The sequence below is a fragment of the Delftia sp. Cs1-4 genome (assembly GCF_000214395.1).
GTDB lineage: Bacteria > Pseudomonadota > Gammaproteobacteria > Burkholderiales > Burkholderiaceae_C > Comamonas > Comamonas acidovorans.
The window spans coordinates 5,240,202-5,254,549 of sequence record NC_015563.1 but is presented as its reverse complement, the minus strand read 5'-3'; the positions used below and the strand labels follow the sequence as shown (position 1 = coordinate 5,254,549).

Here is a 14,348-nt window from a genome sequence, read left to right as displayed (position 1 = left end):
AGATCAATCGCGCGGATCAATCGGGCAGATCCATCGGCCCCGATCGATCTGCCTTTGCCATCAGGCCTGGCGCGCGGGCAGCACGGTGGCGCGGCACTCGCCGAAGCCGATGCGCGCGGCGCCCGGCTTCTCGCACCAGCCGCGCAGGATCACGGCATCGCCATCCTGCAGGAAGGTGCGGCTCTCGCCATTGGCCAGGGCCACGGGCTTCTTGCCGCCTTCGGTCAGCTCCAGCAGCGCACCGGCCTCGCTGGAGGTGGGGCCGGACAGCGTGCCCGTGCCCAGCAGGTCGCCGGGCTGCAGGTCGCAGCCGTTGACGCTGTGGTGGGCCACCAGCTGGGCCATGGTCCAGTAGGCGTGTCGGTAGCTGGTGTGGGTGATCTGCTGGGCGGCCTGGCCTTCGGCGCGCATGCGGCCGGTCTCCAGCGCCACGCTCAACTGCACGTCGAACGCGCCGCGCTCGGAGTTGGCGGCCGAACTCAGGTAGGGCAGGGGCTGGGGATCTGCGGCGGGCCGCGTGAAGGCCGTGCGGTAGGGTTCCAGCGCCTCCAGCGTCACGATCCAGGGCGAGACCGTGGTGGCGAAGTTCTTCGACAGGAAGGGGCCCAGCGGCTGGTATTCCCAGGCCTGGATGTCGCGCGCCGACCAGTCGTTGAGCAGGCACAGGCCGAAGATGTGGCTCTCTGCCTCGTCCATGGAAATCGCCTCGCCCCAGGCGTTGCCGGCGCCGGTGTAGATGCCCATCTCCAGCTCATAGTCCAGGCGTGCGCAGGGCTTGAGTGCGGGCGCGGCGGCGTCGGGCGCCTTCAGCTGGCCCATGGGGCGGCGGAAGTCCACGCCCGACACGCGCAGGCTGGACGCACGGCCGTGGTAGCCAATCGGCACCCACTTGTAGTTTTCCATCAGCGGGTTGTCCGGGCGGAACAGCTTGCCGACGTTGGTGGCGTGGTGCACCGAGGTATAGAAGTCCGTGTAGTCGCCGACCTTTGCCGGCACCGTGTAGTCCACGTCGGACTGGGCCACCAGGCAATCCTGCAGGGCCGCCTGCGCGGCAGCGCCTTCGCGCAGCGCGCGCGACAGCGCCAGGCGCAGGGCCGACCAGGCGGCCGGTCCCATGGCCATGAAGCCGTTCAGGTGCTGTTGCGAAGCGGCCTCCAGCTGCGGCTGCACGGCATCGCCCAGCGCCTTGAGGGCGCTTGCGCGCGCCAGGTCCAGCACCTGGTCGCCAATGGCCACGCCGCCGCGCCAGGCCTCCTGGCTGCCTGCGCGGCGGAACACCGCAAACGGCAGGTTCTGGATGGGAAAGTCGCTGGCGCCGGTATTGGCCGAGGCCACCCAGCTGCGCAGGCCTGCGTCATGGGTTTCGTTCAAGGACATCTGTCTCTCCTGGTTGGGTTTGTCTGTCGTTGGTATGAAAAGGTGTTTGGCGGGGCAGGGCGAGGCGTGGCGGGGTCAGGCAGCGGCAAAGCCGCCGTCCATGTTCCAGTGTGCGCCGCGCACCTGGGCGGCCTGCTCGCTGGCCAGGAAACCGGCCAGCGCCGCCACCTGCTCCACGGTCACGAAGGCCTGGGAGGGCTGCTTGGCGCCCAGCAGCTGGCGCGCCGCCGCTTCGGCATCCAGCCCTTCGCGCGCTGCCAGCGCATCGATCTGTCGTTGCACCAGTGGCGTCAGCACCCAGCCGGGGCAGATGGCGTTGCAGGTCACGGGCGTGGTGGCGAACTCCAGCGCCACCGACTTGGTCAGGCCGATCAGCCCGTGCTTGCTGGCCACATAGGCCGGCTTGCGCGCCACGCCCACCAGCCCGCTGACCGAGGCGATATTGATGATGCGGCCCCAGCCGCGCTCCAGCATCTGCGGCGCGCAGGCCTGGATGGCATGGAAGGGCGCCGAGAGATTGACGGCCAGCAGCTCGTCCCACTTGCCGGCCGGGAATTCGAGCAGCGGGCTCACATGCTGCATGCCTGCGTTGTTGACCAGGATGTCGATGGCGCCCATCTCGGCCGCAATGCGCTGCGCCAGCGGTGCGATGGCGCTGCCGTCGCGCAGGTCCAGCCCGTAGTGGCGCACCGGCACGCCATGCGTTTGGGCGATCTCGCGCACCAGTGCATCGGTCTCGGCCGATGCGGCGGCCTGGCCATGCAGCGCGATGGCCGCGCCCTCGCTGGCCAGATGGCGCGCCACGGCCAGGCCGATGCCGCTGGTCGAGCCGGTGATCCAGGCCACGCGGCCCGCATGCGGGCGGCAAGCCGGGGAGGAGGGGGTGGGGTTCATTTCAGAAGATCCATTTCCATATGCACGTACTCGCTGAGAAAGCGGACCCGCGCCCAGTAGATCAGCAGCCCATCGGCGTTGCATGCCCAGCGCAGCGCCTGCATCAGCGGCGTGCCCAGGGCCACACCCAGGTGCTCGGCGGCCAGTTCGTCGGCCGGCGCCACGCTCAGGTGCTGGCGCGCCACGGCAATGCGCGAGGGGTCGCTGCTCAGGGCCACGGCCAGGGAGCTGCGCTCCAGCTGGGCCTCGATCTCGGGGAACAGTTCCTGCTCCAGGTACAGCTGCGACAGGCAAAACCGCGCCGCGTCATGGTCGTACACGCGCAGCAGGTGCACGTAGGCGGGGGCCATGCGGCCCACGTCGGGGAAGCCTTCGGGAATCGGCGGCAGGCAGTCGCGCCCGGTGTGCAGGGTGATCTGGCCGATGTGGGCGCCAAAGGCCACCAGCTCCTTCCAGCTGGTGGGCAGCAGAAAGGACGGCGGCTTGTAGGGCGCCGCGATCACCCGCGTGCCGCCGCGCTTGCGCGTGAGCAGCAGGCCCTCTGCCACCAGGGCGCCCAGCGCCATGCGCACCGTGGTGCGCGACACGCCATGCAGCGCCTCCAGCTCCTGCACCGTGGGAATGGCGCTGCCTACGGGCCAGGCGCCCGTGGACACCTTGCTGCGGAACAGCCGCGCCAGCTGCAGGTGCAGCTTGTCCCGGCCTTGTTGAGGGGCCGATGCGGTGGAGTTGGAGGGCATGGAGGCAATAAAGTATCTATTCAGTGCTTTTATTTTCACACAAAGCGCCAGCCCTGACAGCCTGTGCTGACGCCCATCGTTGACAAATGTCTTCAATTGAGCAGGCCGAATGACTTTTAAACTGCGGCCCTTTTCGGTTTTTCGTTTTCGTTTTTTGAATGTTGGCCAGAGCGGCCGTTGGGTATTTCATGCAGCAGCAACATGCTTGGGAGTTTTTTCGCGCCGGTGGAGTGGACCAGGTGGTCATCCGCACCGGGCAGGACATTGCGCACATCGGCGAGCTGGACCAGAAGCTGTGGGTGGCCCTGGCCTGCCCCACGCGCGGCATCGAGTTCGACAGCGACACGCTGGACCTGATCGACGAGGACAAGGACGGCCGCATCCGCCCGCCCGAACTGATTGCCGCCTGCCAATGGGCCGTGGCGCGCGTGCGTGATCCCCAGGTGCTGGCCGATGGCGGCGACGTGCTGCAACTGTCCAGCCTGGAGCGCGACAGCGAGCAGGGCGCCCTGCTGCATGCCGAGGCCGAGCGCATGCTGGCCCTGTCCGGCCAGGCCGGCGGCTCCGCGCTGAGCCTGGCCCAGGTGCGCGAGCGCCTGGCCTCCCTGGCGGCGATGCGCTTCAATGGCGACGGCATCGTCAGCCCCGCCACCGCCGGGGACGACAAGGCGCTGGCCGCGCTGGTCGAGCGCATCGGCAAGGCCTATGGCACGGCGGCGGGCGCCGATGGCGTGGCCGGCATCGCACGCAAGCAGGCCGAGTCCTTCTATGCCGACCTGCGTTCCCTGCGCGACTGGCATGCAGGCGCCGAGGCCCTGGGCTGCGGCATTGCCGAGCGCGACCAGGCCCTGGCCGCCGCCCGCGCCGTGGACGCGGTGCAGGCCAAGGTGGACGACTTCTTCGCACGCACGCGGCTGGCCGCCTTCGACACGCGCGCGCAGGACCCGCTCAACCCCTCCATCGAAGGCTATGCCGCCCTGGGTCGTGAGGTGCTGGACAGTGGCGCCCAGGCCATTGCCGCCTTGCCGCTGGCCGCCGTGGCGGCCGACCGCGCGCTGCCGCTGGCCCAGGGCGTCAACCCCGCCTGGGCCGGCGCGCTGCAGGCCCTGCGCGAGCAGGCCGTGCAGCCCGTGCTGGGCGAAGACCTGCAGGAGATCACCGCCGCGCAGTGGGAGCAGGTCAAGGCCGCGCTGCAGCCCTGCCGCCAATGGCTGGCGGCCCGGCCCACCACGCCGCTCGATGCCCTGTCGCAACAGGAGGTGCAGGCGCTGCTGGACGGCGGGCAGGAAGCCGCGCTGCTGGACCTCATCGCCCAGGACGAGTCCGAGAAGGAACACAGCCTGCAGGCCGTGGCGCTGGAAAAGCTCATCCGCCTGCAGCGCGACCTGCTGGTGCTGCTCAACAACTTCGTCTCGTTCAGTCTCTTTTACCGGCGCGAGGGCGCGGCCTTCCAGGCCGGCACGCTCTACCTGGATGCGCGCAGCTGCGACCTGACCGTGGAAGTGAGCGACACCGCCGCCCACGCCGCGCTGGCCGGCCGTGCCAAGACCTGCCTGGCCTACTGCGAGCTGCGGCGCGAGGGCAAGAAGAAAGCCATCGTCGCGGCCTTCACGGCGGGCGATGTGGATTTTCTCTTCGTGGGCCGCAACGGCGTGTTTTATGACCGCGCGGGCAACGACTGGGACGCCACCATCGTCAAGCTCATCGAGAACCCCACCAGCATCGGCCAGGCCTTCTTCCTGCCCTACAAGAAATTCCTGCGCATGGTGGAGGAACAGGTGGCCAAGCGCGCCTCGGCCAAGGAAGAGGGCGTGACCGCCAGCCTGGGCACGCAGGCCGGCCAGCTGGTCACGGCGCCCGGCACCGCTGCGGCCAACGCCACAGCCGCCACGGCTGCGGCCGCATCGCGCAAGACCGATGTAGGCACCGTGGCCGCCCTGGGCGTGGCCCTGGGCTCCATCAGCGCCGTGCTGGTGGGCATCTTCGGCAAGTTCATCGACCTGGGGCCCTGGATTCCCGTGGCCCTGGTCGGCCTCATCGCCGCCATCTCCGGGCCCAGCATGATGATTGCCTGGCTCAAGCTGCGCCAGCGCAGCCTGGGGCCCATCCTGGACGCCAGCGGCTGGGCCATCAACGGCCGCATGCGCATCAACCTGCCGCTGGGCCGCAGCCTCTCGCAGACCGCCAAGGTGCCGGTGGGCGCGCGGCGCACGGCGGGCGACCCCTATGCGGAAGGCAACGGCCTGCGCAACACCCTGGTGGCGCTGGCCGTGGTGGCCTTGCTGGCGCTGATGGCCTGGCGCCTGCACTGGGTCGATGGCCTGCTGCCCGCCGGCTGGCAGTACGGCGCGGCACCGGCCGCTGTGCCGGCTGCGCCAGAGTCCGCACCTGCACCGGCAGCGACACCGGCACCGGCACCTGCAGCGGCGGCTCAGTAAGTCGATGCCAAGGGGCGGGCAAGCCACTTGCCCCGCCCCGGTCGGGAAACCTCAAGGCGCGACAATAGCGCCATGATCACCCCCACCCACGTACAACGCAGTGCCGTGCCCCTGAGCACGCACGACACCACCCGCATCGACGACCTGCGCATCAAGGCCGTGCGCCCCCTGATCACCCCGGCCCTGCTGCAGGAATGGCTGCCCGCGCCCGAGGCCGCGCAGCAACTGGTGGAAACCAGCCGCGCCGCCATCTCGGACGTGCTGCAGGGCCGGGACGACCGGCTCATCGTCGTCGTCGGTCCCTGCTCCATCCACGACCACGACCAGGCCATGGACTATGCGCGCCAGCTCAAGGCCCAGGCCGACGCCCTGGCCGGCGAGCTGCTCGTGGTCATGCGCGTCTACTTCGAGAAGCCCCGCACCACCGTGGGCTGGAAGGGCTACATCAACGACCCGCACCTGGACGGCAGCTTCGCCATCAACGAAGGCCTGGAAATGGCCCGCGCCTTGCTGCTGGACGTGCTGGCCCTGGGCCTGCCCGTGGGCACGGAATTCCTGGACCTGCTGTCGCCGCAATTCATCAGCGACCTGGTCAGCTGGGGCGCCATCGGCGCGCGCACCACGGAAAGCCAGAGCCACCGCCAGCTGGCCAGCGGCCTGTCCTGCCCCGTTGGCTTCAAGAACGGCACGGACGGCGGTGTCAAGGTGGCCAGCGATGCCATCCAGGCGGCCAGCGCGCCCCACGCCTTCATGGGCATGACCAAGATGGGCCAGTCCGCCATCTTCGAGACCCGTGGCAATGGCGACTGCCACGTCATCCTGCGCGGCGGCAAGCAGCCCAACTACGGCGCCGAGCATGTGCAGGCCGCCTGCGCCCTGCTGGAAGGCGCAGGCCTGCGCCCGCAGGTCATGATCGATGTCTCCCACGCCAACAGCAGCAAGCAGCACCGTCGCCAGATCGACGTGGCGGCCGACGTGGCCCAGCAGATCGCCGGTGGCGATGCCCGCATCACGGGGCTGATGATCGAAAGCCACCTGCAGGAAGGGCGGCAGGACATCGTGGACGGCCAGCCGCTGGCGCATGGCGTGTCCGTGACCGATGCCTGCATCAGCCTGGAGCAGACCGTGCCTGTGCTGGAGCAGCTGGCTGCGGCGGTGAAGGCGCGGCGGGCGAAGCTGCGGGGGTGAGTTGACTGGCCGGGTCTGTTTTGGACCCGCGTCAGGCAATGGGGCAGTCCTGTCCTTCGGCAGGACTGCAATGCAATCGCCACAGCGCAGTGGCATGCATATGAGCCGCCGATGTAAAAGCAGGGTCGGCAGACTGCGAATTCCATTCAGGCGCTGGTGCAGCCCAGGCTGTGCATCAAGACTTTCAGATCAGTCCGATTGCATCATGCATTTTTGCAATGAATGATTGATTTATTCATATCGGATTAAAAAATTCTTCTATTGCTGCATCCAGATGTATTTCGAGGATTGCACCAATATATTTGGCCGTCATTGTTATGGTGGTCCATATTCCGGGATGAGAGGGGCGAAGGACAAGGGAAATTAATGGCTCTATCAAAGAAGAGCAGGATCTTCATTTCAAAGAATTCGAGTCATATATCATTGGTTTTGATTCTGCGGAGGAGGGGTAGGTATGAGGCCTGGCGATGCAAAGCGGGTATTTGATCTTGCAGTTGGGCGCTCCGCCCCACCGCTTGCCTCCATGGTCACCATTTTTGCCATTAGTTTTTATAGCTCGACTCTCGTTGCCCAATTCAGCATAGCCCTTTCCTTTGCATCACTTTTCTTTGTGTTGCCAGCGAGTATTGGTGCGATCTTTTTTTCGGAAATGTCTGCCAGCAAAGATAAGGAGCAATCGGACTCACTCATCAGTTTGCTGTTTTGGCTGGTATTCCTGTACACCGGGTTTTGTTTTATTTTGGTGTATTGGCTTCCTGTTATCTCGAAAACCCTGATATCCGGTTTGCCAGAGGAGCTATTGGATGGAGCCATATCCCAGGCAAGATTGATAATTCTGTGTATTCCCTTCTTCGGAATCATCAATGTATGCGGCTGCGTTCTTGAGTCAAGATCACATACTGCCATCGTTGCAAAATTCAGAATGTGGCAGGTTTTTTTCCATGCAGCCTGTGTGATTGTTGTGCTGGCGCTGCTTGGGAAGAATGAGTGGATGAGTGATGATTCGGTCGCTCTTGCCTATCTGTTCAGTGACATCATTTTTTCCGTTGCCGCATATGCTTTGATGCGGAAATACTGTCAATTCAGTTTTTCATTCAATTTTCGCGTATTGCCTGGCAGAAGAATATTTTCCGTTTTGATCCCTGGCTATGCCAATGCGTTCTTTGGGAAATATCTGCTTTATATATTGTCAATGTCTGTTGCAGGGCTGGGTGCAATGTATTCTGCAATTCAATCTCAAGCTTCTGCCATATTGCTGTTGGCAGAACTGCCTGCCATGGGAGTCTGTGCTCTTCTGGCAATGGAGATATCCAAAAATCGTGGAAAATGGGCAGTGCAATTTCAGTTCATCAAAGATTCATCGTCATTGATGATTTTTTGTGCCATTATTCCAGTTGTTGCATTGGCTGTATTCATGCTGTTCTATGAAATATCAGAAGCGAATGGTTCTGAAATTGTCGGTGAGGGATTCCTTTCCTTGGTGTGCAAAGGGGTTACGGATGTGGTGTTCTTCTATGCGGCAGCAATTTCTGGTGGGCTAGGTCTTTATTGGTCGTCAAGAATCATTTTTTGGATTGTTTACGCATTGGTGTTTTTTGCCCCGATGTCGTTGGGATTTCATGGCTCCAGTTATTCCATGATCAACTATATTTTCTCGTTTTCTTCTCTCGTGTCCTGTGTGATGTTGGTATTGCTTGTTCACAATAGGCGAGGGTCTCTATCTGAAGAAAAGATTGGCTTGAAGAAAAGCTTGTAGCCGTGGTGGCCTTGGCGAGGTCGCCTGCCCTTCGACAATCTCGCAGCCCCGCAACCGCCACGACGCAGGCGCTGACATACGGGGTGGGGAGGCGGCGGGGGCGCCCTCAGGCCCGCGCTGGCCTGGGCTCCAGATTGCGCGCCGTCCCCAGCCAGGTCGCGCAATGCGTTTCATGTCCATCCTCGGCTACCGCGTACAGGTCGGCTGCGCAGATGCTGAGCACGCGGCCGGCATCCACCACGCGGCCGCGCGCGCGCAGGTGGGTGCCGCGTGCGGGGGCGAAGAGCTTCACGCTGCCGTCCACCGTGGCATTGGCCCAGCCAGCAGGCAGTAGTGAACCTGCGGCCGACACCGCCGCAAAGTCGCCCAGCGCAAAGATCGCCGTGGCCTGCAACTGGCCCGGCTGAAAGCACAGGGCATCGGCAATGGGCATCTCCAGCTCGGTGGCGCCGGGCTCGGCCCGCACGAAGCGCAGGCCCAGGGTGCGCGCCATGGGCATGGCCAGCACGGCCTTCTGCAGCGCATGGGTGGATGGGGTGGGGTGGGTGGTCGGCTCAGTCATGGCTTGTCTCCTTCGTGGTGGGTGAAGCGGCACGGCGCACGCGCGGCCAGGGCGCGGCGGGTTTGTCGGGGGTCCTGGCTGGGGTCGATGCCGTTTGCGCCAGATCCCGCTCGGCCTGGCGGGCGCGCAGCCACTGCACATGGTCCAGGGCCTGGGCGCGCTGGGCCTGCAGCGCGGCGATCTGTTCGTCTATCTCCTGCACACGCTGCTGCACGGCATCGGCCAGGTCACCGGGGCCTATGCGCCCCGCACGCCAGGCGCGCAGGTTCTCCGCAATGCGCGGCAGCCCGAACCCCAGCGCGCGGGACATGGCGATGAACACCACCTCGCGCCGGGCCGAGCGCGGATAGTCGCGGTAGCCATTGGGCAGGCGCCGGGGCTTGAGCAGGCCCGCGCGCTCGTAGTGCCGCAGCGCGTGGATGGAGACGCCCGTGAGTTGGGCGAGTTCGGAGATCAGCATGTGCCAAGGCTAGCAAGGCTTGTGCTGGGCTAGGGTTGGGGAGGTGACAGGTTTTTTTCCGCCTCGTCGCGAATCCATTCCAGGAACGCGCGCACTTCGGGGCGGTCGGCCGCTCCGGGCCGCGTCACCGCGTAGTAGGCAAACCTTGCGGGCCATTGCTTGTCCAGCACCTGGATGAGCCGGCCCGCCGCGATTTCTTCCTGGGCATAGGCCTGCGGCACCAGCGCCAGGCCCTGGCCAGCCTCTGCCGCACGGATCAGCAGGAAGTCATCGTCAAAGGCACTGCCGCGCTCCGCGCGCATGTCGTCGGCCACGCCATGCGCTTTCAGCCAGAGCGGCCAGTCTGCGCGGTCGCCGTCATGCAGCAGGGGGTAGCCCAGGCAATCGCCGGCCTCATGGATCACTGCCCCGTGCGCCTTCAGGAATCCCGGCGAGGCGACGGGCGTCAGAACCGGCGCCATGAGGGGGAGAACCTCCAGCCCCGGATAGTCTCCCAGCCCATGGCGCAAGGCCACGTCCACCCGGTCGCGCCGCAGGTCCACCAGTTCCGACGTGGCTTCCACGCGGATTTCGATGTCCGGGTGCAATTGCTTGAAACGCCCCAGCCGGGGCACCAGCCACGATGCCGCGAACGTGGCGACCGTGGTGACGGTCAGGCTCCGTCTTGCCTTGGTGCTTTCCAGGTCGTGCATGGCCTGGTCGATTTGAAGAAACGCTTCGCGCAGCCTGGGGAACACGCTGGCGCCTGCCTCGGTCAGCCGCATGCCAAGGCGCTCACGCTCCAGCAACACCACTCCCAGGCGGTCTTCCAGCACGCGGATCTGCTGGCTGACGGCACCGGGCGTGACGTGCAGCGCCTGTGCCGCAGCCTTGACGCTTTTGCGCTGCCCCACTTCCACGAAAGTGCGCAGCGCCTGCAATGGATAGGTCATCTTATTTTTAGATTTACTAAATTCATGGAGCAGAAATTATCGCTTCAAATTAAACGTATATCTTTTGAGAATAAGTCTTTCCAGCGATTCTATGAATTAAGTTTATCTAAAATTCAAATGCTCCATCTCTATTCAGACAGCTCCCCCAATGGCTTCAAGGCGACCATTGCGCTTGAAGAGCTTTCGCTGCCTTACCAGCTGCACCATGTGCGCATCGATGAAGGCGAGCACCGGCAGCCGGCCTTTCTGGCGTTGAATCCCCATGGCCGCATTCCCGTGCTCACGGACAGCGAGACGGGTGTGGTGTTGTTTGAGTCAGCGGCCATTCTTCTGTACCTGGCCGACAGGAGCGGGCAGCTGCTGCCAGAGGACCTGCAGGCCCGCTGGGAGGCGATCAAATGGCTGCAATTCCATGCGTCCAGTGTCGGGCCGCTGCTAGGCCAGCGCGTGCACTTCGAGCTGTTCGCGGACAGCCCAGTTCCTGCCGCAATCGAACGCTACCGGCGCCTGACGGAGGATGCGTTCACGGTGCTGGACCACGCGTTGCAAGGCCGCCCCTACCTGGCGGGCGACTGCTACTCCATTGCAGACATTGCTCATTTCGGCTGGATGCACATCGCGCGAATCATCCACTTCGACTTCAGCCGGCACCGCCATCTGAGCGCATGGCATGAGCGGGTCGCGGCGCGGCCTGCGGTGCGCAAGGGCATCACGCTGCCGGCACCGGCAACCGGCGCATGAACACGAGTCAGGTCCAGACAATGAACGCAACTCCTCTCTCCCCGCGCACGGGTGGGGCTTCCTATGCCTCGTTCTACGCACACCCTGGCTACCGGCGCATGTTTGCACCAGACCGGCTGACCGTGGGCATCTTCCTGCCGCTGCGCAGCTACAAGGGCGACATGTCGGTGCTGCGCGGGCAGGCCGATCTGGTCACCCGCATCGACCAGCATGGCTTTGCCGCCGTGTGGGTGCGCGATGTCCCCTTGTTCGATCCCTCGTTCGGGGACGCTGGGCAGGTGTTCGACCCCTTCACCTACCTGTCCTTCCTGGCTGCCCGTACCCGCAAGGTCGCCTTGGCCACCGGCAGCGCCATCGTCTCCCTGCGCCATCCGATCGACCTGGCCAAGGCCGCCACAAGCATTGACCAGCTCTCCGGCGGCCGGCTGGTGATGGGCTTGGCCTCTGGCGACAGGCCGATGGAGTTTCCCGCCTACGGACTGGAACACGCGGCCCGGGCACAGCGCTTTTCCCACGCGGTTGCCTATATGCGCCAGCTCATGCAGCCCGGGCACCTGGACATCGATTCCCCGCTGGGGCGCCTGGAAGGAGCCGAGTTTCTCCCCCAGCCCGTTGCGGGGAGCATTCCGCTGATGGTGACGGGATCGTCAGGCCAATCGCTGCCGTGGATTGCAGAGCATGCAGATGGCTGGCTGACCTACCCCGGTGCCACCCATACCCCCCGGGGGCCCCAGCACCTGGCGGAAAAAATCCGCGCCTGGCGTGACCTGATCCCTGGAGGCGCATTCCGCCCGCACATGACGAATGAGTGGATCGACCTGGTCGATGACCCCGGCCATCCCCCAACCCCGTTGCATGGGGGCTATGTCCTGCGCACCGGGCGCAAGGGACTGGTGGCATTGCTCGAACAGTGGCAGGCGGCAGGGGTGAACCACGCGGCGCTGGGCATCCAGTGGACACAGCGCCCGCCCGCCGAGGTGCTGGAGGAACTGGCCCAGGACGTGCTGCCGCACTTTCCCTCGCACGAAGGGCTGCCGGCGGTGGCGACTGACTGGTGAACGCAGGCCCTGGTCAGGAATGGCCGGGCCGCGGCAAGCTTGCATCCCTGAGACCGGGGGCATTCAAGCCGGCTGCGCTGCAGGCCTCATCACGCGCGCCGTGAACCGGGCCATGAACTCGCGCGTGGCAACGCGGGCGCCCAGGGCCGTCAGGTAGTTGGCGCAACCGTGCACCACCGAGGCGCGGTTGTCGTCGAAGGCTTTCAGCCCCAGGCGAACCACGTCTTCGCTGGATGCTTTTTTCCCGAAGGATGCGGCCTCGCCGGCGCGGGCGAAGAACGCCGTGTCGGTAGCGCCCGGGCACAACGCCAGCACACGCACGCCGCGTGGCCGGTACTCGGCCCAGAGCGCTTCGCTGAACGAAAGGACGAAGGCCTTGGTCGCGGCGTAGACCGCCATGTACGGGACCGGCTGAAACGCTGCCGTGGAGGCGATGTTGATGACGCCGCCCTGGCGCTGCTCCAGTGCGGGGAGACACAGGTGCGTCAATTCCACCAGGGCGCCCACATTCAGATCGATGGCCTCCCGCTGCATGGCCAGCGCCAGTTCATCAAACCTGCCGTGGGTGCCGAAGCCGGCGTTGTTCACCAGCAGATCCGGCAGCAGGCCCCTGGCGCTGACGGCATCGAAGACCCGCCGAGCCGCCCCGGGTGCGGCCAGGTCCTCGACCAGGAATTCGGCGCCGGGCAATTCGTGGGCGAGCTTTTCGAGCCTGTCGCGGCTGCGCGCGATCAGCACGACTTTGGCGCCACGGCGGGCAAGCTCCCTGGCAAATACTTCGCCGATGCCCATGGAGGCACCGGTCACCAGGACGGTTTTCTGGGAGAAATCAAAAGGGGTTTTCATGCACTCGAGTATTGCGACGGGGTGCCCGGCTGGGAATGGGTAGCGCTGGTAAGCTGATTTGCATTCATGAAAAACCAACCGCCCACCACCTGGGATGACCTGCGCGTGCTCCTGGCGCTTCACCGCCACCAAAGCCTGCTTGCTGCAGGCGCTGCCCTGGGCCTGTCCACCTCGACCGTCGCGCGGCGCATCGAGGCGCTGGAGCAATCCCTGGGCCGCGCCCTGGTACACCGCAGCAGCGCAGGGACGACGGTCGAGCCCGATGCGATGGAACTGGTGGAGCTGGCCGAGCAGTTCGAGCTGGGACTGGGCGGCATCAAGCGCGACGACCGGCCCGATGAGAAGGCCCATGCGCTGACCGGCACCATCCGCGTCAGCATGGGCGAGGGCTTCGTGAAGCCCGTGACCGCCGTGCTCTCGCAGTTGAGAAGCGCGCACCCCGGACTGCATATTGAAGTGGCCGTGGAGTCGCGCTTCACGGATGTCGGGCGGCGCGAAGTGGACGTCGCGCTCCGGGTCGGGCGCTCCAGCTCGGCCGTGGTAGTGGAGAAAGGGGTGGGGCAACTGACGTTTGGCCTGTACGCCTCGCACGGCTATGTCGAGCAGCGCCTGCCGGGTCGCCACCTGCGCGTGCAGGACTTCGCCTGCCACGACTTCGTGGGACAGGACCTGGCCACCGGCCGGCAGGACGCCTCCAACCCGTGGCTGGCCAGCCGGGGCGCTACCCGGTTCGTCTTTCGATCCGGCTCCGACCTGGCCCGCCAGGAGGCCACGGAGCAAGGGCAGGGCATCTGCCTGCTGCCCGACGCCATGGCCCATGCCGTGCCCGGCCTGGCACGGCTGGAGGTGGACGCGCCACTGCCGTCCTGCCCGGTGTACCTGGCCTATCACCGCGACCGCCGCAACGTGCCGGGCGTGCGGGCGGTCATTGACGCGCTGGGCGTGGCGCTGGCAGACGGGCTGCAACTGCCAGCAGAAATGGCGAAGGCGGCCAGCCCCGCTGCGAAGCCATGACAGGCCCGGTCTTTCAAGACCTTTCAAGGCGGGGCGCGGCCGACGGACCCGGTGAGCAGCCAGGACCATCGTTGGTCGTTGATCCCAGCGAAACATGAATGGGCCTTGGCTGGCGCGGAACGACCCGTTGTGGTCGTTCGTGCCTCGACGCCTGCAACCCCTCATTCCTTGAGCAAGCGCGCCTTCACCGTTCGCCCCTTGATCTTCCCGCTATTGAGCCGGGCAACCACGTCATGCGCAATCTTGCGGTCCACGGCCACATGGGTTGCGAACTCGTTGATGTCGATCTTGCCCACCTGCTCGCGGATGTAGCCGAGCCGCTCAAGATTGGCGAGCGTCGCA

At 65.3% G+C, this 14,348-nt stretch carries 13 protein-coding genes and 1 pseudogene; 6 read left to right on the top strand and 8 right to left on the bottom strand.

The features are described from left to right. Nucleotides 1-60: 60 nt before the first annotated feature. The 3 genes from fahA to DELCS14_RS22990 form a co-directional block, all read right to left on the bottom strand. Nucleotides 61-1,377, bottom strand: coding sequence for a fumarylacetoacetase (fahA, locus tag DELCS14_RS23000; protein WP_013803788.1), 1,317 nt, complete (start codon nt 1,375-1,377; stop codon nt 61-63). A 75-nt stretch (nt 1,378-1,452) separates the two neighbouring features. After that, nucleotides 1,453-2,271, bottom strand: coding sequence for a 3-hydroxybutyrate dehydrogenase (locus DELCS14_RS22995; protein ID WP_013803787.1), 819 nt, complete (start codon nt 2,269-2,271; stop codon nt 1,453-1,455). Beyond that, nucleotides 2,268-3,011, bottom strand: coding sequence for a GntR family transcriptional regulator (locus DELCS14_RS22990; RefSeq protein ID WP_012203963.1), 744 nt, complete (start codon nt 3,009-3,011; stop codon nt 2,268-2,270). The genes DELCS14_RS22995 and DELCS14_RS22990 overlap by 4 nt, the downstream gene beginning before the upstream one ends. Nucleotides 3,012-3,199: 188 nt before the next feature. Here DELCS14_RS22990 and DELCS14_RS22985 point away from each other — a divergent pair, with 188 nt between their 5' ends. The 3 genes from DELCS14_RS22985 (at nt 3,200) to DELCS14_RS30205 (ending at nt 8,393) form a co-directional block, all read left to right on the top strand. Then, nucleotides 3,200-5,449, top strand: a complete 2,250-nt coding sequence (locus DELCS14_RS22985; RefSeq protein WP_013803786.1) for a hypothetical protein — start codon at nt 3,200-3,202, stop codon at nt 5,447-5,449. 72 nt (nt 5,450-5,521) lie between these two features. Continuing rightward, entirely contained in the window at nt 5,522-6,637 is a 1,116-nt protein-coding gene (locus DELCS14_RS22980; protein ID WP_013803785.1) for a 3-deoxy-7-phosphoheptulonate synthase, read from the top strand. A 454-nt stretch (nt 6,638-7,091) separates the two neighbouring features. Then, complete coding sequence (locus DELCS14_RS30205; protein WP_013803784.1) at nt 7,092-8,393, top strand: multidrug transporter MatE; 1,302 nt, start codon at nt 7,092-7,094, stop codon at nt 8,391-8,393. Nucleotides 8,394-8,499: 106 nt separating this feature from the next. Here DELCS14_RS30205 and DELCS14_RS22975 read toward each other — a convergent pair whose 3' ends face one another. Genes DELCS14_RS22975 through DELCS14_RS22965 form a run of 3 tightly spaced genes read right to left on the bottom strand, consistent with a single transcriptional unit; the run spans nt 8,500 to nt 10,347 of the window. Continuing rightward, nucleotides 8,500-8,955, bottom strand: coding sequence for a PaaI family thioesterase (locus DELCS14_RS22975; protein ID WP_013803783.1), 456 nt, complete (start codon nt 8,953-8,955; stop codon nt 8,500-8,502). Further along, entirely contained in the window at nt 8,948-9,415 is a 468-nt protein-coding gene (locus tag DELCS14_RS22970) for a MerR family DNA-binding transcriptional regulator (RefSeq protein ID WP_013803782.1), read from the bottom strand. The genes DELCS14_RS22975 and DELCS14_RS22970 overlap by 8 nt, the downstream gene beginning before the upstream one ends. 29 nt (nt 9,416-9,444) lie before the next feature. Further along, complete coding sequence (locus DELCS14_RS22965; RefSeq protein ID WP_013803781.1) at nt 9,445-10,347, bottom strand: LysR substrate-binding domain-containing protein; 903 nt, start codon at nt 10,345-10,347, stop codon at nt 9,445-9,447. A gap of 117 nt (nt 10,348-10,464) precedes the next feature. Here DELCS14_RS22965 and DELCS14_RS22960 point away from each other — a divergent pair, with 117 nt between their 5' ends. Continuing rightward, nucleotides 10,465-11,088 carry a glutathione S-transferase family protein gene (locus tag DELCS14_RS22960; RefSeq protein WP_013803780.1) on the top strand — a complete coding sequence of 208 codons (624 nt, stop codon included), beginning with the start codon at nt 10,465-10,467 and terminating at the stop codon, nt 11,086-11,088. Nucleotides 11,089-11,108: 20 nt separating this feature from the next. Continuing rightward, nucleotides 11,109-12,146 carry an LLM class oxidoreductase gene (locus DELCS14_RS22955; RefSeq protein WP_013803779.1) on the top strand — a complete coding sequence of 346 codons (1,038 nt, stop codon included), beginning with the start codon at nt 11,109-11,111 and terminating at the stop codon, nt 12,144-12,146. Nucleotides 12,147-12,209: 63 nt separating this feature from the next. Here DELCS14_RS22955 and DELCS14_RS22950 read toward each other — a convergent pair whose 3' ends face one another. Next, on the bottom strand, nt 12,210-12,992 hold the full coding sequence (locus DELCS14_RS22950; protein WP_013803778.1) for an SDR family oxidoreductase: 783 nt from the start codon (nt 12,990-12,992) through the stop codon (nt 12,210-12,212). Nucleotides 12,993-13,058: 66 nt separating this feature from the next. Between DELCS14_RS22950 and DELCS14_RS22945 the strand changes: the two genes are divergently transcribed. Further along, the gene (locus DELCS14_RS22945; RefSeq protein ID WP_013803777.1) at nt 13,059-14,006 is read left to right on the top strand and encodes a LysR family transcriptional regulator; all 948 of its coding nucleotides are present in this window, start codon (nt 13,059-13,061) and stop codon (nt 14,004-14,006) included. Between the two features lie 161 nt (nt 14,007-14,167). Here DELCS14_RS22945 and DELCS14_RS22940 read toward each other — a convergent pair. Next, nucleotides 14,168-14,323: pseudogene (locus DELCS14_RS22940) on the bottom strand (DbpA RNA binding domain-containing protein); the annotation flags it as partial. Nucleotides 14,324-14,348 lie beyond the last annotated feature (25 nt).